This window comes from Frigoribacterium sp. AC759 (assembly GCF_979256015.1).
In genome coordinates this window covers 594,107-611,829 of record NZ_CEEDMT010000001.1, presented here as the reverse complement: position 1 = coordinate 611,829, position 17,723 = coordinate 594,107, and the positions used below count along the sequence as shown (strand labels likewise).

Genomic DNA, 17,723 nt, shown 5'->3' with positions numbered 1-17,723 from the left:
CGATTCGGTCGAGGATCGGGGGCGGCGACGCCTGGCGAGTGTCAGTCGCGGAGCGCCGCCCCGAATCGCTCGCCGGCCAGACGGACGGCGCCCTGCTTGGCCTCGGTCGCCTCGGCGGCCGTCAGGGTGCGGTCGTCGGACCGGAATCGCAGGGCGAAGGTCAACGACTTCGAGGCGTCGGGCAGCCCCGCGCCGCGGTAGTCGTCGACGAGACGGACCGTCTCGAGCAGCGCACCGGCGCCCTCGCGGACGGCGTAGAGGACCTCGCCCGCCGAGACGTGTTCGGCGACGACGAGGGAGAGGTCTTGCGTGGCGGCGGGGAACGACGAGATCGGGGTCGGCTGCAGCTCGACGTCGGCGAGGGCGATGACCCGGTCGAGGTCGATCTCGCCGACGGCGACGACCCGGGGCAGATCGAGGTCCGCCGCACGCTGGGGCAGCAGCTCGCCGGCGTGACCGACGACCTCGCCGGCCACGACGACCTCGGCCGTGCGACCGGGGTGCAGCGACGGGTGCGAACCCTGACGGAAGACGGCCTCGGCACCCGCTGCACGGACGGCGACGCGGAGATCGTCGAGCACGTCGGCGAGGGACGCCGGGAGGGCGGCCTGACCGGGCTGGCGGTCGATCGCCTGGCCGAGCGCGAGCACGGCCAGGTGCCGGGGCTGACGCGGGATGCTCGCCTCGAGCGACGCGAGCACCTCGACGGAGGGTCGTTCGGCGCCGAGCGGCACGCTCTCGGTGCCGTAGGCCCGGTCGGCCTCCGGCAGGAAGACGGTGCCGGTCTCGAACAGCGACAGGTCGACGAGCCCGCGTGACGAGTTGCGTCGGGCGATCTCGAGCAGACCCGGGACGAGCGAGCGACGCAGCTCGGGCGCGGCGACGTCGAGCGGATTGGCGAGCCGGACACCGGGGCCGCCCGCACCGTCGAGACCGCCGAAGGCGGCGTTCTGCGCGGAGCTGACGAACGGGTAGGCCGCGACCTCGGTGGACCCCGCGGCGGCGAGCGACGACGACACCTGACGGCGCAGCTTCTGCTCACGCGTGAGACCCCGCCCGGGAGGGGCGACGGGCAGCACGGACGGGATGCGGTCGTAGCCGGTGATGCGCGCGACCTCTTCGACCAGCGACGCGGCGTCGACCAGGTCGGGACGCCAGGACGGCGGTGCGACCGACCAGCCGTCGGCCGCCGGGACGACCTCGGCGCCGATCGACGTCAGCGCGTCGACGATCTCGGTCGACGTGTAGTCGACCCCGATGAGGCGGGAGGCGCGCTCGGCCCCCAGGGAGATGGCCGATCGCGGAGCGGTCGCGTCGAGCGAGGAGCCCAGAGCGTCGGCGGTGCCGCCGCCCCATTCGACGAGGAGGTCGACGACCCGCTGCGCAGCGGGAGCCGAGACCCGGGGGTCGACGCCCCGCTCGAAGCGGCGAGACGCCTCGCTCGGCAGCTTGTGCCGGCGGGCCGACCGGGCGATCGAGATCGGGTCGAACGTGGCGGCCTCGATGAGGACGTCGGTCGTCGCGGTCGTGATCTCGGTGCGGGCGCCGCCCATGACCCCGGCGAGCCCGACGGCCCCGGTCGAGTCGGCGATGACGAGATCTTCGGGGTGCAGCGCACGAGTCTTGCCGTCGAGGGTCTCGAGCTGCTCGCCGGTCTCGGCACGACGGACGGTCAGCCCGCCGTCGAGGGTCGCGAGGTCGTACCCGTGGATCGGCTGACCGAGTTCGAGCATCGCGTAGTTCGTGACGTCGACCGGGAGCGAGACGCTGCGGACGCCGGCGAGACGGAGCCGAGCGGACATCCACGGCGGGGTGGCGCGCGAGGCGTCGACGCCTCGGACGACGCGCGTGACGAAGGTCGAGACGGCAGCGGCGCCGCGGACGGGAGCCTCGTCGCGGACCTCGACCGAGAAGCCGTCGCCCGGTGCGACCGAGACGGCCGCGGCGGGGTCGCGGAACGTCGCGCCCGTGGCGTGCGAGTACTCGCGGGCGACGCCGCGGATGCTGAACGCGTAGCCGCGGTCGGGGGTGACGTTGATCTCGACTGCGGCCTCGTCGAGCCCGAGGAGCGCGATGGCGTCCGTGCCGGCCTCGGGGTCGAGGCCGAGCGACGAGAGCAGGAGGATGCCGTCGTGCTCGTCGCCCAGACCGAGCTCACGCGTCGAGGCGATCATGCCGTCGGACACGTGACCGTAGGTCTTTCGGGCGGCGATCGGGAACGGACCGGGCAGCACGGCACCGGGCAACGACACGACGACCTTGTCGCCGGCGACGAAGTTGTGCGCCCCGCAGACGATGCCGCGGACGTCGTCGGGACCGACGGCGACCTGGCACCAGTTGATCGTCTTGCCGTTCTTCTGCGGCTCGGGCACGAGTTCGAGCACCTGGCCGACGACGAGCGGACCCGTCACGTCGCCGAGGTGCACGTCTTCTTCTTCGAAGCCGACGGACACGAGCGCCGCGTGGACGTGCTCGAGGCTGACGTCGCTCGGCAGGTCGACCCATTCGCCCAGCCAACTGATCGGTACCCGCATCAGACCACCATCCCGAACTGCTCGCTGAAACGGGCGTCGCCCTCGACCATGTCGCGCATGTCGTTGAGGTCGTTGCGGAACTGCAGGGTGCGCTCGATGCCCATCCCGAAGGCGAAGCCCTGGTAGACGTCGGGGTCGATGCCCGCGGCCCGCAGCACGTTCGGGTTGACCATGCCGCAGCCGCCCCACTCGACCCAGCGCGCCCCGCCCTTGGCGTTCGGCTGCCAGACGTCCATCTCGGCGCTCGGCTCGGTGAAGGGGAAGTAGTTCGGACGGAGGCGGATCTGCGCCTCGTCGCCGAACATCGAGCGCGCGAGGTGCTCGAGGGTGCCGCGGAGGTTCGCCATGGTGAGCCCCCGGTCGATGGCGATGCCCTCGATCTGCGTGAAGACCGGCGTGTGCGTCGCATCGAGCTCGTCGGTGCGGAACACCCGGCCGGTCGCGACGTTGTAGACCGGCAGCTGCTTGGAGAGCAGCGTGCGGATCTGCACCGGCGACGTGTGCGTACGGAGCAGCAGGTGCTCGTCGACGGGATCGACGAAGAAGGTGTCTTGCATGGCGCGCGCCGGGTGGTCGGCGTCGAAGTTCAGCGCGTCGAAGTTGAACCACTCGTGCTCGAGCTCGGGGCCCTCGGAGACCTCCCACCCCATGGCGACGAAGAGGTCGACCATGGTCTCTTGCAGGAGGGCCAGCGGGTGACGCGACCCCACCCGGCGACGAGACGGCAGGGCGGAGACGTCGACGGTCTCGTCGGCCAGCCGTGCAGTCTCTTCGAGCTCGACCAGCTCGGCCTCGCGGGTGGCCACGGCCTGGTTGACCCGGCCCCTGGCCTGGCCGACGAGCTTGCCCGCCGCGGCCTTCTGGTCGTTCGGCAGATCGCGCATCCCGGCGTTCATCCGCGCCAGGACGGACGCCTCACCCGTGTGCTGCGAGCGTGCGGTCTTGAGCTCGGCGACGGACGCCGCGGTCGAGATGGCGACCAGGGCGGAGTCGACCGCCGACGCGACGGCGTCTTCGGAGATGGGGACGGTGTCTGACACGAGAACCAAGCTTAGCGATCGTCGGGAGGTGACCCGCACCTCCTCGGCGCTCCGGGGAGGCGAGAGGGGGTGCAGGGAGGACCGGGTCAGGTCGATGTGGTCTGCGAGCCGCCCGTCGTCGCGTCGACGGACGGACGCCCGGCGCGCGCCAGCAGGCCAGGGCCGCCGAGCCCGCCGCCGCGGGGCTTCTTCATCACGCCGCGGCGACCCGTCCGCCGGTCGACGATCCGGACGACGTAAGAGAACGCGAGGTTCGTCAGCAGGTACACGACGAGCACCACGGCGAAGAGGGTGAAGGTGTAGTTGCTGCCGTACGAGGTGCCGAGACGGTTCAGACCCCGACGCGTCAGCTCGACGTAGCCGACGATGTAGCCGAGCGACGTGTCTTTCAGGAGCACCACCAGCTGCGCCAGGATGATCGGCAGCATCTGGCGGAACGCCTGCGGGAACTCGATCGCGAAGCGGGTGCGCACGGGCGAGAGGCCGATGGCGAGACCCGCCTCGCGCTGCCCCTTCGGCAGGGCGGCGATGCCCGAGCGGAGCGCCTCGCCGATGAGGGCGCCGTTGTAGACGGCGAGTGCGGCGACGACCGCCCAGAAGGCTCCCGTCGAGAAGACGAGGAGGATGAACAGCATCATCAGCAGCACGGGCATGCCGCGGAAGAACTCGAGGACGATCGTCGTCGGAACCCGCACCCAGGCGGTGCGTGCCGTGCGGAGGAACGAGAACAGGACGCCGATGGCGACGGCCAGGACGGACGCCACCGCCGCGGCCCGCACGGTCGCGAGCCAGCCGCCCGCGATGTTCCGCCACAGGTTGCGGTCGAGGATGATGTCCCAGCGCGACGGGTCGAGCACGCTCGCCGTGACGGCGCCGTTCGCGCTGACGCGCGGGCGCCCGAGCAGGTAGACGAGGTACGCGACCAGGGCCAGCACCAGGACGACGCCGACCACCGAGATGATGCGCGACGTGCGGCGGGCCTTGGGACCGGGGGCGTCGTAGAGGACGTTCGTGCTCATCGCAGGACCGCGACCTTCTTCTCGACGAGGGCCGCGACGCGGCCCAACGTGATGGTGACCACCAGATAGAACACGGCGACGGACACGAGCGTCGTGATGACCGCGTCGCCCCGGTCGTTGGCGATGAACCGGCCGGCCGCGAACAGCTCTGCGACGAAGAAGCCGCCGGCGACCGAGGTGTTCTTCGTGAGGGCGATGAGCACGTTGATCAGCGGCGGGATGACCATGCGGATCGCCTGCGGCATGATCACGAGGCTGAGCGTCTGGCCGAAGCCGAGGCCGATGCTGCGGGCCGCCTCGGCCTGCCCGACCGGCACGCCGTTCACGCCGGAGCGGACCGCTTCGGCGACGAACGGCGACGTGTAGAGCGTGAGACCCACCACCGCGAGCGGGAAGTAGCCGATGCCGACGCCGAGGTAGGGCAGGACGAACGCGCAGAAGAACAGCACGAGAGTCAGGGGGATGTTGCGGATCGCCTCGGTGTAGACCGTCGCGAAGACCCGGAACGAGGCGACCGGCGAGATGCGCAGGGCCGCGACGACGAAGCCGATCACGATCGCGCCGACGGCGGACAGTGCCAGCAGCTGCAGCGTCGTGACGAACCCGCCCCAGAAGCGGGGCCAGTTCTCGGTCACGGCATCGAAGCCGGGGATGACGTCCAAGGGGTTCACCGGGACTCCAGGTCAGAGGGCTGCCGAGAGGGCAGGAGGCGGTGGTGGGCACCGCGGGCGGATCGCGCCGCGGTGCCCACCGGGGTGGTGACTAGTAGCGATCGATCGCCGGGGGCTCGGGCGTCTCGAGCACCGCGCCCGCCGTGGACTCCCAGAGCTCGTCCCAGGTGCCGTCGTCTTCGGCCTCTTCGAGGGTGTCGTTGATGAACATGCGGAAGTCGGTGTCGTCGAGCGCCAGACCGATGCCGTAGGGCTCCTCGGTGAAGGGCTCGCCGACGACCTCGAACTCGCCCTCGTTCTGGTCGGCGAGACCGGCCAGGATCACGTTGTCGGTCGTCACGGCCGCGACCGCGCCGGTGCGGAGGGGCTCGAGGCAGTTCGAGTACGTGTCGGTCGCGATGATGTCGTCCGTGTACTCGGCGATGTTGGCCTCGCTGGTCGAGCCGCTGACCGTGCAGACGGCCTTGCCCTCGAGGTCCTCGGCGCCCTCGATGCCGTCGGGGTTGCCCTCGAGCACCAGCAGGTCCTGGCCGGCCTGGTAGTAGGGACCGGCGAACGAGACGACCTTCTTGCGCTCGTCGTTGATCGTGTAGGTCGCGATGACGAGGTCGACGTCGCCGTTCTGGATGAAGGGCTCGCGGTTGGCGGACACCGTCTCGACCCAGGTGATGCCGTCGGCGGGGATGCCCAGCTTGGCTGCGACGAGCTTGCCGATCTCGGCGTCGAAGCCCTGCGGGTTGCCGGAGCCGTCGTCGAGGCCGAACAGGGGCTGGTCGAACTTGGTGCCGATGGTGATCTCGCCGGCCTCGGCGAGGCGGGCCATCGTCGTGCCGTCTTCGAAGTCGGAGACCTCTTCGACCTCGACGGCGCTGTCGGGGGCGGCCGAGTCGGTGCAGGCCGACAGGCCGAGCACCGTGACGGCTGCTGCGGCTACGGCTACGAAACCTCTACTGAGTCGCATTCTGTTCTCCTTGCTGTGTGACCCGGACGCCGATCGGCGGACGGGGGCTCCGGGGTCGGGCCGCAGGACGGACGCGCGGCGACGACGGGGTCTGTCGATCAGTGGGTGAGGATCTTCGACAGGAAGTCGCGCGCCCGATCGGACGTCGGCGCGGTGAAGAACTGCTCGGGGGTGCTCTCTTCGACGATCTCGCCGTCGGCCATGAAGACGACCCGATCGGCCGCCTTGCGGGCGAAGCCCATCTCGTGGGTGACGACGATCATCGTCATGCCGTCTTTGGCCAGCTGCACCATGACGTCGAGGACCTCGGTGATCATCTCGGGGTCGAGCGCGCTGGTCGGCTCGTCGAGGAGCATCACCTTCGGATCCATCGCGAGGGCGCGGGCGATCGCCACCCGCTGCTGCTGACCACCCGAGAGCTGCGAGGGCATCTTCTGAGCCTGGTTCGCCACGCCGACGCGCTCGAGGAGCTCCATCGCCCGCTTCTCGGCCTCGGCCTTGCTGCGCTTGCGGACCTTGATCTGGCCCAGCGTGACGTTCTCGAGCACCGTCTTGTGCGCGAAGAGGTTGAAGCTCTGGAAGACCATGCCGACGTCGGCCCGAAGACGCGCGAGCTCGGAACCCTCTTCGGGGAGGCGCGTGCCGTCGATCGAGATCGTGCCGTCGTCGATCGTCTCGAGCCGGTTGATGGCCCGGCACAGCGTCGACTTGCCCGAACCGCTCGGCCCGATGACCACGACCACCTCGCCCCGGGAGACCGTCGTCGTGATGTCCTTCAGGACGTGCAGTTCACCGAAGTGCTTGTTGACGTGGTCGACGACGACGAGGGGTTCCATGCGTCCACACAAACAGGTGGGTCTGACGGGCGCAAATTCACAGCGGATTCGTAACGCGATCGAAACGACACGGGCGGGCGCCTGTCGAGGCGACCCGCGCCTCCTGTAGGTCAGCTCCGGTGCGCGAAGGCGCTCTCGTAGAGGCAGACGGAGGCCGCGGTGGAGAGGTTCATCGACTCGGCGTGCCCGTAGATCGGAACGACGACGGCACGGTCGGCCAGCTTGAGGTCGTCGTCGGTCAGCCCTCTGGCCTCGTTGCCGAAGAGCCAGGCCGTCGGGGCCGAGAGGACGCCCTCGCTGCGCACCGCGAGCAGGTCGTCGCCCTTGACGTCGGCGGCCAGCACCTGGATGCCCGCCTCGGCGCAGCGCGCCACCACGGACGCGAGATCGGCGCCGACGGCGACCGGCACGTGGAAGAGCGAGCCCGTCGTCGCGCGGACCACCTTGGGGTTGTAGAGGTCGACGCTCCGACCGGTCATGATGACCGCGTCCGCGCCGGCGGAGTCGGCCGCACGGATGATCGTGCCGGCGTTGCCCGGATCGCGGACCTCTTCGAGGATGGCGATCAGACGGGGGCCGCCGTCGCCCGTGTCGGCGAAGACGTCTTTGACGGCGGTCGGGAACTGGCGGCAGACGGCGATGATGCCCTGAGGGGTCACCGTGTCGGACATCGCGGCGATGACCGCCTCGCTGACGAACTCGATCTCGAGCTCGGCCTCGCGGGCGGCCGCACCCACCTGCGGATGACGCTCGAGCGCCGTCGGCGTCGCGAAGAGATCGACGAGCAGTTCGGGCCGGAACGCGAGGGCCTCGGACACCGACTGGGGGCCCTCGAGCAGGAACGACCCGGTGTCGGTGCGCGCGTCGCGCTTGGCCAGCTTCGCCACGGCGCGGACGCGGGGCGATCGGGGATTGTCGAGGAGGGAGGTGCTCACTCCCCCACTATGCCTCACCCGGCCTCGGGAGCCGGGACGCACGACGGCCCGGACGGTGAGACCGTCCGGGCCGGGGTGGTGCAGTGGCGCTGGTGACTACGCGGCAGCCTTGGGAGCCGAGGTGTCGGCGGGCAGCGCGGCCTTCGCGGTGGCGACGAGGCCGGCGAAGGTGGCGGGCTCGTTGACGGCCAGCTCGGCCAGGATGCGGCGGTCGACCTCGACGCCGGCCAGGGACAGACCCTGGATGAGGCGGTTGTAGGTCAGGCCGTTCTGACGCGACGCGGCGTTGATGCGCTGGATCCACAGACGGCGGAACTCACCCTTGCGGGCGCGACGGTCGCGGTACGAGTAGACGAGCGAGTGGGTGACCTGCTCTTTGGCCTTGCGGTACAGGCGCGAACGCTGACCGCGGTAACCCTCGGCACGCTCGAGGATCACACGACGCTTCTTGGCGGCGTTGACCGCTCTCTTGACTCTTGCCATTTTCTTGTTCCTCTACGTTCGTGTCAGCGGTCAGTGACCGAGAAGCTTCTTGGCGACCTTGGCGTCGGCGGGGGCGAGCACCTGGTCCTGGTTCAGGCGAGCCTTGCGCTTGGCGCTCTTCACCTCGAGGTTGTGTCGCATGCCGGCCTGCTGCTTCATGATCTTGCCGGAACCGGTGACCTTGAAGCGCTTCTTGGCGCCGGAGTGGGTCTTCTGCTTGGGCATGTCTTACTTACTTTCTTCTGTCGGTTCCGCCGGTGCGTCGGCCGGAACCTCGTCGGACGTCGGGTGCTTCGGCGCCTTGTTGGCCACCTTGCGAGCTTCTGCCTCGGCCTTGGCCTCGGACTTGTTCTTGTGCGGCCCGATCACCATGACCATGTTGCGGCCGTCGATGGTGGGGGTCGACTCGACGCTGCCCCACTCGGAGACGTCTTCGGCGAAGCGCTGGAGGAGACGGACGCCCTGGTCGGGACGCGACTGCTCGCGACCGCGGAACAGGATCATGGCCTTGACCTTGTCGCCGCCCTGGAGGAAGCCCTCGGCGCGCTTGCGCTTGGTCTCGTAGTCGTGCTTGTCGATCTTCAGACGGAAACGCACCTCTTTGAGGATGGTGTTCGCCTGGTTGCGACGAGCCTCCTTCGCCTTCTGCGCAGCCTCGTACTTGAACTTTCCGTGATCCATGATCTTGGCCACGGGAGGCTTCGAGTTGGGGGCCACCTCGACCAGGTCGAGTTCGGCCTCTGCTGCGAGACGCAGGGCCATGGCGATGGGGACGACACCGACCTGTTCTCCGGCAGGTCCGACGAGGCGGACCTCGGGGACGCGGATACGGTCGTTCGTACGGGGATCGCTGATGCGGAACTCCTCTGTCGTTGCTTCGTCACCCGCCGGACCGGTGGTCACGGCAGGGAAAGAGGAGTTTCGCGACGCGCTGCGCCATCCGAACGTCGTGCTCGGATGGTGCGACGGAACATCGCTGCACCCTGGCTGCCGACCCTCGGGGAGGATCGGCGGGGTACCAACAACCCGGTAACCTAATCGAACGGTCAAGCGCGGGTGGGAGAATCTCCACTTTCGCACCGAAGCAGATGCTTCGGAGCCTCGACGAGCTTAGCAGAGGATCTTCACGTGAGCCACACCCCCGAGCACTCCCCCGACTTCGCCTTCTCCGCCCCCGGCGACGAGGCACGCGACATCGCCGACGTGAACGCCGTGGAGGTGATCAACACCGTCGCCGTGCACCTGATGAGCGCGGCCGCCGTGAAGGTCGGGCTCGCCGACGACCCGCGCGCCCAGACCGACCTCGACGAGGCCCGCAAGCTCATCACCTCTCTGGCCGGTCTGATCACGGCCAGCGCACCCGAGATCGGCGATCAGCACGCCCGCGCCCTCCGCGACGGGCTGCGGTCGCTGCAGCTGGCCTTCCGCGAGGCGTCGGCGTTCCCCGACCCCATCGGCCAGGGGCCCGGCGAGAAGTTCACGGGGCCGGTCAACTAGACCGCGCCTCCGGCCGCCTTCCCGCCGGTCGGACCGCGGCGGGGCCTGCAGCCGCGGTCCGTCAGACGGAGACGACCTTGACGGCCATGCTGTCGACCCGGTCGGCGATGGTCGGGTCGGCGGCCCAGGCCGTCTGCAGTCGACCGAGCAGAGCCGTGAGCGCCTCGCGGTCGAGCCCGGCACGGACGCCCAGCTGCACGACGATCTCGGGGCCGCCCAGCCGGGCGCCCTCGTAGCCGGGGGCGATGACCAGGCCGGCCAGCGCCTCCTCGTCCGCCCCCGCGTCGAGGAAGGCCCGCAGCACGGTCTCGTCGGCGTGACTCGGCAGCCACGGCAGGTCTTGCGCGACCGCCCACAGGGCCGGTCGGCGCAGGGCGAACGCCGTGGGCGACCCCGGGTCGAGCACGAGCCGGTCGGTCGACTCGGACGCCGCCGCCAGGGCGATCCGCCGGGCGTCGGCCGGCACGGGACGCGCCGTGGCGCTCCAGACGGACAGCGCCGCCACCGAGGTGAAGGCGGGCAGCACGTCGCGCCCGTCGGGGCCCGCCACCGTCACGATGGACAGCTCTTGAGTCTTGTCGACCCGTCGCCCCTGCTCGTCGAGGTCCTCATCGCCCGCGACCGCCACGAGGGGGACGAGCAGCCGCGCGGGTCGCAGCGCGTCGACGACGGTGTCTTCACCGACCTCGCCGAGGTGGAACCGCTTGAGAGCCTCGAGGAGGCGCGGGTCGGCCGAGCCGTCGTCACCGGCGAACGCCGTGTCGTGATGATCGAAGGTGCGACCCTCCCAGGGTCGACCGGCGCTGTCCGAGCCGGGCGTCGACATCAGTCGGAGGCGACGTCGAGGGCCGCGGCCAGCGTGAAGGCGCCCGAGTAGAGCGCCTTGCCGACGATCGCGCCTTCGAGCCCCTGCGGGACCAGCTCGCGCAGCGCGACGAGGTCGTCGAGGCTCGAGATGCCGCCCGATGCGATCACCGGGCGATCGGTGCGATCCATCACCTGACGCAGCAGATCGACGTTCGGCCCCTGGAGGGTGCCGTCCTTGGTGACGTCGGTCACGACGTAGCGGGCGCATCCGGCCTCCTCGAGACGGGCGAGGACCGTCCAGAGGTCGCCGCCCTCCTCCGTCCAGCCACGGGCGGCCAGCGTCGTGCCGCGCACGTCGAGCCCGACCGCGACGGCCTCGCCGTACTCGGCGATGACATGCGCCGCCCACTCGGGGTTCTCGAGGGCCGCCGTACCGAGGTTGATCCGCTTGACGCCCGTGCCGAGGGCGTCTTCGAGGGAGCGGTCGTCGCGGATGCCACCGCTCAGCTCCACGTTGATGCCCTTGACCTGCTTGATGACCTTCTTGATGACCGACCGGTTGTCGCCCCGCCCGAAGGCCGCGTCGAGGTCGACCAGGTGCAGCCACTCGGCGCCCTGGTTCTTCCAGTCGTCGGCCGCCGCGACGGGGTCGCCGTATCCGGTCTCGCTGCCGGCCTCCCCCTGGGTCAGACGGACGGCCTGCCCCCCGGAGACGTCGACGGCCGGGAACAGGGTCAGGCTCGGAGTCGTGCAGAAGTCGCTCATGTCGTCTCTCTCGCGGCGGCGCCGCGCGGATCGCGTCGGGGCCCCGCTGAGCGCGGGACCGGAGTCGGGTTCGGGAGGGTCAGAGTGTGCCGAGCCAGTTCGAGAGCAGCCGGATGCCCGGCCGCCCCGACTTCTCGGGGTGGAACTGCGTGGCCCAGAGCGGTCCGTTCTCGACGGCGGCGACGAAACGGCCGCCGTGGTCGGCCCACGTGACGTGCGGCTGCGGGAACGGCGGGATCACGTCGAGGGTCCACGACTGGGCCGCGAACGAGTGGACGAAGTAGAAGCGCTCGTCGGCGACGCCGTCGAACAGCGTGCTGCCCTCGGGGACGTCGACGGTGTTCCAGCCCATGTGAGGCAGCACGTCGGCCTTCAGCTCGTCGACGACACCGGGCCATTCACCCAGCCCGCCCGCCGTCGCACCGCGCTCGACACCGCCCTCGAAGAAGACCTGCATGCCGACGCAGATGCCCATCACGGGTCGCCCGCCGGCCAGACGGCGATCGATGAGCTCGCCGCCGCGGACGGACTCGAGCGCGCTCATAACGGCGCCGAAGGCCCCGACGCCCGGCACGAAGAGGCCGTCGGCCGCCTGCACCCGGGCGCGATCGGCCGTCAGCTCGACGTCGGCCCCGGCGAGCTCGAGGGCCTTGACCGCCGAGTGGACGTTGCCGCTGCCGTAGTCGAGGACCACGACGGAGGGACGGACCGTCACAGCGCGCCCTTCGTGGAGGGGATGCCGACCACCCGCGGGTCGGGCTGCACGGCCTGGCGGAGGGCTCGCGCGAAGGCCTTGAACTCGGCCTCGGCGATGTGATGCGGGTCGCGCCCGCCGAGCACGCGGATGTGTACCGTGATGCCGGCGTGGAAGGCGATCGCCTCGAACACGTGGCGCACCAGGGACCCCGTGAAGTGGCCGCCGATCAGGTGCAGCTCGAAGCCCTCCGGCTCGCCGCCGTGCACGAGGTACGGGCGACCGGAGATGTCGACGACCGCCTGCACCAGGGCCTCGTCGAGCGGCACCAGGGCGTCGCCGTACCGTGCAATACCCGACTTGTCGCCGAGCGCCTGACGGAGCGCGGTGCCGAAGGCGATGCCGATGTCTTCGACCGTGTGGTGCGCGTCGATGTGCGTGTCACCCGTCGCCGCCACCCGCAGATCGATCAGCGAGTGCTTCGACAGCGCCGTCAGCAGGTGGTCGAAGAACGGGACGGACGAGTCGATGCTCGACGAGCCGGTGCCGTCGAGGTCGAGCGACAGCGCGATGCGCGACTCGCTCGTCTCACGCTCGAGGGAGGCCACGCGGGTAGGGGTCTGTTCGGTCACGAGGAGAGCCTAATGTCGCGCAGCGCCTCGAGGAACGCCGTGGTCTCGGCCTCGGTGCCCGCACTGACCCGGAGGTGGTGGGGGATGCCGAGGTTCCGCACGATGATGCCCCGGGCGAGCAGACGCTCGAACACGTCGGCCGGATCGTCGACCCCGCCGAACAGCACGAAGTTCGACCAGGTCGGCCAGGGCTCGTAGCCGAGCTCGGTCAGCACCCGGACGATCCGGTCGCGTTGGGTGGCGATCTCGCCGACCATGGCGAGCATCTCGTCGGCGTGGGAGAGCGCGGCGATCGCGGCGGCCTGGGTCAACGACGACAGGTGATAAGGGAGGCGCACCAGACGGAGCGCGTCGGTCACGGCCGGGTGGGCGGCGAGGTATCCGACTCGCGCCCCGGCGAAGGCGAAGGCCTTGCTCATGGTGCGGGAGACGATGAGACGCGGCCGGCCTTCGAGCAGGGTCAGAGCGGTGGGCTGGCCGACGGGCATGAACTCCGCGTACGCCTCGTCGACGAAGACGATTCCGTCGGTCGCGTCGTAGGCGGCCTCGACCGTGGCGAGGTCGAGGGGCGTGCCCGTCGGGTTGTTCGGACCGCAGAAGAACACGATGTCCGGTTCGGTGCGACGAATCTCGGCGACCGCCGTCTCGGGACTGATGGTGAAGTCGACGTCTCGCGCACCCTCGACCCAGGTGCTCCCGGTGCCCGCCGCGATGATCGAGTGCATCGAGTACGTCGGAGGGAAGCCGAGGACGCTCCGCCCGGGGCCGCCGAAGGCCTGGAGGATCTGCTGGATGACCTCGTTCGAGCCGTTCGCCGCCCAGATGTTGTCTCGGGTGAGGCCGTGACCCAGGTAGTCGGCCAGGGAGTCCCGCAACTGCGTGAACTCGCGGTCGGGATACCGGTTCACCTCGAGGACGGCCTGCGCGATCGATGCGACGATGTCGCGTGCGACGTTCTCGGGAATCGGATGCGTGTTCTCGTTGACGTTGAGAGCGACCGGCACCCTGGTCTGCGGTGCGCCGTACGGCGTCAGGCCACGGAGGTCGTCACGGATGGGGAGGTCGTCGAGACTGAAGGACACCGCTCCATGGTAGGTCTCCACCGGACGGAGTCCCGAATCGTCGACCCTCGGCTGGCAGCGGTCGCGACCCCTCGAGGTCTCTTCAGACGGAGCCCGATGGACGGCCCGTCAGTCGGCGTACTGAGCGGGGACGGCGAGCGACTGCCCCGCCGCGACCTCGGTGCTGCTGAGGTTGTTCAACTGCACGATGTCGCTGATGACGTCGCGGGGGTCTTTGGTGGGTGCGATCTCGGACGCGACCTGCCACAGGGTGTCTCCCCCGTCGACCGTGACGTAGTCGAACGACGCCGCACCGGCGGTGTCCGACGCGACTGCACCGGGCCCGGCGAGGAGCACGCCGCCGACGACACCGGCGACGAGCAGACCGACGGCGGTGCTGACGACACGACGCCCCCGCCGGGTGATGCGCAGCCGGACGCGCGGGGGCGAAGAGAAGGAGGCGACGGCGTCGTCGGTGGGGGTGGGAGTGGCAGTGGTGGTCGTGATGGCGCTCATGAGGTGGTCCTTTCACCGCTAGAGGAGACGTCCGTGTTCGTGCCCGGCGATCGGCCGGGAACACCGGGCACGAAGACGTGTTCCGAACATATCTTCGATCAAAGTCGATTTCAACCCCGATGTTCGATTTTCTCGACGTGGATCGGCGACACACTCGAACATGTGTTTCGCCGAAGACGCCGCATCGGATACGGTTTCGATCGGTGGTCCGAGTAGAACAGCGACCACCGACATCCACGGCAGGAGACACATGAGCGACGCGCAGCGCACCCGGTCGACCGAGACGGGCTCGGTCACGCGCAAGGAGCTGACGGCCAAGCAGACGTCGATCCTGACGGCCATCCAGCAGAGCATCGGACAGCGCGGATACCCGCCGAGCATGCGGGAGATCGGCGACGCCGTCGGTCTGAAGTCGCTGTCGAGCGTGACCCACCAGTTGAACCAGCTCGAGCTCGCGGGTCGCATCCGACGCGATCCGAACCGGCCCCGCGCCCTCGAGGTCCTCTCGACCGAGGCGCCCGCCCTCGCACCCGTGACGAGCATCCTCACGACGAGCGACGACGGCGACACCGCGCACGTCCCGATGGTGGGGCGCATCGCCGCCGGCATCCCGATCACGGCCGAGCAGCAGGTCGAGGACGTGATGCCCCTCCCCCGCCAGCTCGTCGGCAAGGGCGACCTCTTCATGCTGCGGGTCGTCGGCGACTCGATGATCGACGCCGCCATCTGCGACGGCGACTGGGTCGTCGTCCGGCAGCAGAACTCGGCGGAGAACGGCGACATCGTGGCCGCCATGCTCGACGACGAGGCGACGGTCAAGGTCTTCCGTCAGCGTGACGGCCACACCTGGCTGCTGCCCCGCAACAGCGCGTTCGAGCCGATCGTCGGCGACCACGCTCAGATCGTCGGCAAGGTCGTGGCCGTGCTCCGGTCGGTGTGACCCCGACTCGACGAACGACGAAGCCCCCCGCCATTCGGCGGGGGGCTTCGTCGTGGTCGACTCGGTCGGCTCAGCTCGAGACGGCCTCGCGGTCGACAAACGGCGACAACCACGCCACGTCGCTCGGGTAGACCCGGGCGTGCACGCGCGTGCCGGCCTCCTCGTACGCCGTCTCGACGACACGACCCGAGTCGTGGAGATGAGAGACGACGTCGCCCCTGTCGTACGGTACGAGCAGCTCGAGTTCGACGTCAGGGGTCGGAAGGGTCGAGGCGATGCGCTCGAGGAGCTCGTCGATGCCCTCGCCCGTCCGGGCGGAGACGAAGACCGCGGTCGGGACGAGGCCCTGGAGCACGAGTCGCTGGTCGGGGTCGACCAGGTCGCTCTTGTTGAACACCACGATCTCGGTGATGTCGCCCCCGTCGACCTCGCTGACGACCTCGCGGACCGTCGCGAGCTGCGCCGCCGGATCGGGGTGCGAGCCGTCGACGACGTGGACGATGACGTCCGACGCCGCGACCTCCTCGAGGGTGGAGCGGAAGGCTTCGACCAGCTGATGCGGCAGGTTTCGGACGAAACCCACCGTGTCGGCGTACGTGAACGGCCGGCCGTCCGTCGTCGAGCTCTTGCGCACCGTCGCGTCGAGGGTCGCGAAGAGGGCGTTCTCGACGAGCACGCCCGCACTCGTCAGCCTGTTGAGCAGGCTCGACTTGCCCGCGTTGGTGTAGCCGGCGATCGCGACCGAGGGCACCTCGTTGCGGTCGCGATTGGCCCGCTTGGCGTCGCGCGCGGGCTTCATCTCCTTGATCTGCCGACGGAGGCGCGCCATGCGCGTGTGGATCCGTCGCCGATCGAGCTCGATCTTGGTCTCTCCGGGGCCGCGGCTGCCCATTCCGGCACCCGCGCCTCCTACCTGGCCACCGGCCTGCCGCGACATCGAGTCGCCCCAGCCGCGCAGTCGGGGCAGCAGGTACTCGAGCTGCGCCAGTTCGACCTGCGCCTTGCCCTCCCGGCTCTTGGCGTGCTGACTGAAGATGTCGAGGATGACGGCCGTGCGGTCGATGACCTTGACCTTGACCACGTCTTCGAGGGCACGACGCTGGCTTGGCGCGAGCTCCGTGTCGGCGATCACCGTGTCGGCGCCGAGAGCCGCGACGGTCATCCGCAGCTCTTCGGCCTTGCCGCTGCCGAGGTACGTGCTCGGGTCGGGGTTGGGCCGACGCTGCAGCAGCCCGTCGAGGACGACGGCGCCGGCCGTCTCGGCCAGGGCCGACAGCTCGCGGAGGGAGTTCTCGGCGTCGGAGAGCGAACCCTGCGAGTAGACGCCGATCAGGACGACGTTCTCGAGCCGGAGCTGGCGGTACTCGACCTCGGTGACATCCTGGAGCTCGGTCGAGAGCCCCGCCACACGACGGAGCGCCTGGCGATCGTCGCGGTCGAACTGGTCGCCGTCCGAGCCGGTGTCGTGCAGAGAGCGGGTCTGGATCGCCTGCGCAGGCGAGAAGACGGTGTAGGCGGAAGCCCGGGACGCCGCACGGTCGAGCACGCGGGCGACGACGTCGTCACCCTGCTCGGAACGCTCGGCATCGAGCGGGTTCGTGGGGAGGTCTGTCATCGGAGTGATACTAGCCCTTTCGTCAGGCGGTGAGCGGGGAGCCGATTCGGCCGCCCGTGGGGATTGTCGATAGGTTGTGGGCCATGGCGAGCGAGCACTACTTCTCTTCGGAACCGGAGAGCCTGATGCGGCGCCGGACCATCTCGGTGACCCTCGCGGGCCGCGAACTCGAACTCACCACGGCCGCGGGCGTCTTCAGCCCCGATCGGGTGGACGCCGGGACGGCCGTCCTCCTGGCCGACGTGCCCACGCCGCCGACCTCGGGTCATCTGCTCGATGTCGGATGCGGATGGGGGCCCATCACCCTGAGCCTCGCGTTGTCGTCACCCGACGCGACGGTCTGGGCCGTCGACGTGAACAAGAGGGTGCTGGAGCTCGTGCGCGAGAACGCCCGGGCCGCAGGCCTCGAGAACGTCAACGCCGTCGAGCCCGACGATGTTCCCGCCGACCTGCGGTTCTCGACGATCTGGTCGAACCCGCCCATCCGCGTCGGCAAGAACGAGCTGCACGGGCTCTTGACCAAGTGGCTCCCCCGACTGGAGGTCGGGTCGGACGCGTGGCTCGTCGTCCAGAAGAACCTCGGCGCGGACTCGCTGCAGAAGTGGATGAACTCCGAGCTGGGCGACGTCGTCGACGTGACCCGCGCCTCCACCAGCAAGGGCTACCGCGTCTTGACGGCCCACCGTCGCTGATCAGCGAGGCAGGCCCGACGACGGC

At 69.9% G+C, this 17,723-nt stretch carries 20 protein-coding genes; 3 read left to right on the top strand and 17 right to left on the bottom strand.

The window, feature by feature from the left end:
* Nucleotides 1-41: 41 nt before the first annotated feature.
* From pheT to infC, 10 genes are all read right to left on the bottom strand, one after another.
* On the bottom strand, nt 42-2,534 hold the full coding sequence (pheT, locus tag ACZ6JE_RS02835; protein WP_464318162.1) for a phenylalanine--tRNA ligase subunit beta: 2,493 nt from the start codon (nt 2,532-2,534) through the stop codon (nt 42-44).
* Nucleotides 2,534-3,574: a phenylalanine--tRNA ligase subunit alpha gene (pheS, locus tag ACZ6JE_RS02830; RefSeq protein WP_464318161.1), complete on the bottom strand. Its 1,041-nt coding sequence runs from the start codon at nt 3,572-3,574 to the stop codon at nt 2,534-2,536. The genes pheT and pheS overlap by 1 nt, the downstream gene beginning before the upstream one ends.
* 86 nt (nt 3,575-3,660) lie before the next feature.
* A complete protein-coding gene (locus tag ACZ6JE_RS02825; RefSeq protein ID WP_464318160.1) occupies nt 3,661-4,593 on the bottom strand; it encodes an amino acid ABC transporter permease in 933 nt (310 codons plus the stop codon).
* Nucleotides 4,590-5,255, bottom strand: coding sequence for an amino acid ABC transporter permease (locus tag ACZ6JE_RS02820; protein WP_192060218.1), 666 nt, complete (start codon nt 5,253-5,255; stop codon nt 4,590-4,592). Before ACZ6JE_RS02820 ends, ACZ6JE_RS02825 begins: the two co-directional genes overlap by 4 nt.
* Nucleotides 5,256-5,355: 100 nt before the next feature.
* Nucleotides 5,356-6,225, bottom strand: coding sequence for a glutamate ABC transporter substrate-binding protein (locus tag ACZ6JE_RS02815; protein WP_192060154.1), 870 nt, complete (start codon nt 6,223-6,225; stop codon nt 5,356-5,358).
* Between the two features lie 98 nt (nt 6,226-6,323).
* The gene (locus tag ACZ6JE_RS02810) at nt 6,324-7,061 is read right to left on the bottom strand and encodes an amino acid ABC transporter ATP-binding protein (protein ID WP_192060153.1); all 738 of its coding nucleotides are present in this window, start codon (nt 7,059-7,061) and stop codon (nt 6,324-6,326) included.
* 110 nt (nt 7,062-7,171) lie between these two features.
* Nucleotides 7,172-7,996, bottom strand: a complete 825-nt coding sequence (locus ACZ6JE_RS02805) for a TrmH family RNA methyltransferase (RefSeq protein WP_464318159.1) — start codon at nt 7,994-7,996, stop codon at nt 7,172-7,174.
* A 96-nt stretch (nt 7,997-8,092) separates the two neighbouring features.
* The gene (rplT, locus tag ACZ6JE_RS02800) at nt 8,093-8,479 is read right to left on the bottom strand and encodes a 50S ribosomal protein L20 (RefSeq protein ID WP_192060152.1); all 387 of its coding nucleotides are present in this window, start codon (nt 8,477-8,479) and stop codon (nt 8,093-8,095) included.
* A 30-nt stretch (nt 8,480-8,509) separates the two neighbouring features.
* Nucleotides 8,510-8,704, bottom strand: a complete 195-nt coding sequence (gene rpmI / locus ACZ6JE_RS02795) for a 50S ribosomal protein L35 (RefSeq protein WP_043596704.1) — start codon at nt 8,702-8,704, stop codon at nt 8,510-8,512.
* A gap of 3 nt (nt 8,705-8,707) precedes the next feature.
* Nucleotides 8,708-9,382 carry a translation initiation factor IF-3 gene (infC, locus tag ACZ6JE_RS02790; RefSeq protein WP_243213760.1) on the bottom strand — a complete coding sequence of 225 codons (675 nt, stop codon included), beginning with the start codon at nt 9,380-9,382 and terminating at the stop codon, nt 8,708-8,710.
* A gap of 225 nt (nt 9,383-9,607) precedes the next feature.
* Here infC and ACZ6JE_RS02785 point away from each other — a divergent pair, with 225 nt between their 5' ends.
* Nucleotides 9,608-9,976, top strand: coding sequence for a DUF1844 domain-containing protein (locus tag ACZ6JE_RS02785; RefSeq protein ID WP_243213761.1), 369 nt, complete (start codon nt 9,608-9,610; stop codon nt 9,974-9,976).
* A gap of 61 nt (nt 9,977-10,037) precedes the next feature.
* On the opposite strand, the gene ACZ6JE_RS02780 is transcribed toward ACZ6JE_RS02785, so the two are convergent.
* From ACZ6JE_RS02780 to ACZ6JE_RS02755, 6 genes are all read right to left on the bottom strand, one after another.
* Nucleotides 10,038-10,802, bottom strand: a complete 765-nt coding sequence (locus ACZ6JE_RS02780; protein WP_464318158.1) for an SseB family protein — start codon at nt 10,800-10,802, stop codon at nt 10,038-10,040.
* Nucleotides 10,802-11,548: a bifunctional 1-(5-phosphoribosyl)-5-((5-phosphoribosylamino)methylideneamino)imidazole-4-carboxamide isomerase/phosphoribosylanthranilate isomerase PriA gene (gene priA, locus ACZ6JE_RS02775; protein WP_192060149.1), complete on the bottom strand. Its 747-nt coding sequence runs from the start codon at nt 11,546-11,548 to the stop codon at nt 10,802-10,804. Before priA ends, ACZ6JE_RS02780 begins: the two co-directional genes overlap by 1 nt.
* Nucleotides 11,549-11,627: 79 nt before the next feature.
* Nucleotides 11,628-12,263, bottom strand: a complete 636-nt coding sequence (gene hisH, locus ACZ6JE_RS02770) for an imidazole glycerol phosphate synthase subunit HisH (RefSeq protein WP_192060148.1) — start codon at nt 12,261-12,263, stop codon at nt 11,628-11,630.
* On the bottom strand, nt 12,260-12,874 hold the full coding sequence (gene hisB / locus ACZ6JE_RS02765; RefSeq protein WP_192060147.1) for an imidazoleglycerol-phosphate dehydratase HisB: 615 nt from the start codon (nt 12,872-12,874) through the stop codon (nt 12,260-12,262). The genes hisH and hisB overlap by 4 nt, the downstream gene beginning before the upstream one ends.
* Nucleotides 12,871-13,956, bottom strand: coding sequence for a histidinol-phosphate transaminase (locus tag ACZ6JE_RS02760; protein ID WP_243213763.1), 1,086 nt, complete (start codon nt 13,954-13,956; stop codon nt 12,871-12,873). Before ACZ6JE_RS02760 ends, hisB begins: the two co-directional genes overlap by 4 nt.
* Nucleotides 13,957-14,064: 108 nt before the next feature.
* Nucleotides 14,065-14,451, bottom strand: coding sequence for a LysM peptidoglycan-binding domain-containing protein (locus ACZ6JE_RS02755; RefSeq protein ID WP_464318157.1), 387 nt, complete (start codon nt 14,449-14,451; stop codon nt 14,065-14,067).
* A gap of 250 nt (nt 14,452-14,701) precedes the next feature.
* Here ACZ6JE_RS02755 and lexA point away from each other — a divergent pair, with 250 nt between their 5' ends.
* Nucleotides 14,702-15,391 (top strand): transcriptional repressor LexA, encoded by a 690-nt coding sequence (gene lexA / locus ACZ6JE_RS02750; protein WP_243213765.1) that lies wholly within the window; start codon nt 14,702-14,704, stop codon nt 15,389-15,391.
* 70 nt (nt 15,392-15,461) lie between these two features.
* Here lexA and hflX read toward each other — a convergent pair whose 3' ends face one another.
* Entirely contained in the window at nt 15,462-17,006 is a 1,545-nt protein-coding gene (gene hflX, locus ACZ6JE_RS02745) for a GTPase HflX (protein WP_243213767.1), read from the bottom strand.
* Between the two features lie 83 nt (nt 17,007-17,089).
* On the opposite strand from hflX, the gene ACZ6JE_RS02740 reads away from it, so the two are divergent.
* A complete protein-coding gene (locus ACZ6JE_RS02740; RefSeq protein WP_243213768.1) occupies nt 17,090-17,698 on the top strand; it encodes a class I SAM-dependent methyltransferase in 609 nt (202 codons plus the stop codon).
* Nucleotides 17,699-17,723: the final 25 nt, after the last annotated feature.

Bases quoted from the DNA above. Each gene is read 5' to 3' on its own strand.
- pheT (WP_464318162.1), bottom strand. From the start codon at position 2,534: ATGCGGGTACCGATCAGTTGGCTGGGCGAATGGGTCGACCTGCCGAGC.
- ACZ6JE_RS02825 (WP_464318160.1), bottom strand. From the start codon at position 4,593: ATGAGCACGAACGTCCTCTACGACGCCCCCGGTCCCAAGGCCCGCCGC.
- ACZ6JE_RS02815 (WP_192060154.1), bottom strand. From the start codon at position 6,225: ATGCGACTCAGTAGAGGTTTCGTAGCCGTAGCCGCAGCAGCCGTCACG.
- ACZ6JE_RS02810 (WP_192060153.1), bottom strand. From the start codon at position 7,061: ATGGAACCCCTCGTCGTCGTCGACCACGTCAACAAGCACTTCGGTGAA.
- rplT (WP_192060152.1), bottom strand. From the start codon at position 8,479: ATGGCAAGAGTCAAGAGAGCGGTCAACGCCGCCAAGAAGCGTCGTGTG.
- rpmI (WP_043596704.1), bottom strand. From the start codon at position 8,704: ATGCCCAAGCAGAAGACCCACTCCGGCGCCAAGAAGCGCTTCAAGGTC.
- ACZ6JE_RS02780 (WP_464318158.1), bottom strand. From the start codon at position 10,802: ATGTCGACGCCCGGCTCGGACAGCGCCGGTCGACCCTGGGAGGGTCGC.
- priA (WP_192060149.1), bottom strand. From the start codon at position 11,548: ATGAGCGACTTCTGCACGACTCCGAGCCTGACCCTGTTCCCGGCCGTC.
- ACZ6JE_RS02755 (WP_464318157.1), bottom strand. From the start codon at position 14,451: ATGAGCGCCATCACGACCACCACTGCCACTCCCACCCCCACCGACGAC.
- lexA (WP_243213765.1), top strand. From the start codon at position 14,702: ATGAGCGACGCGCAGCGCACCCGGTCGACCGAGACGGGCTCGGTCACG.
- hflX (WP_243213767.1), bottom strand. From the start codon at position 17,006: ATGACAGACCTCCCCACGAACCCGCTCGATGCCGAGCGTTCCGAGCAG.
- ACZ6JE_RS02740 (WP_243213768.1), top strand. From the start codon at position 17,090: ATGGCGAGCGAGCACTACTTCTCTTCGGAACCGGAGAGCCTGATGCGG.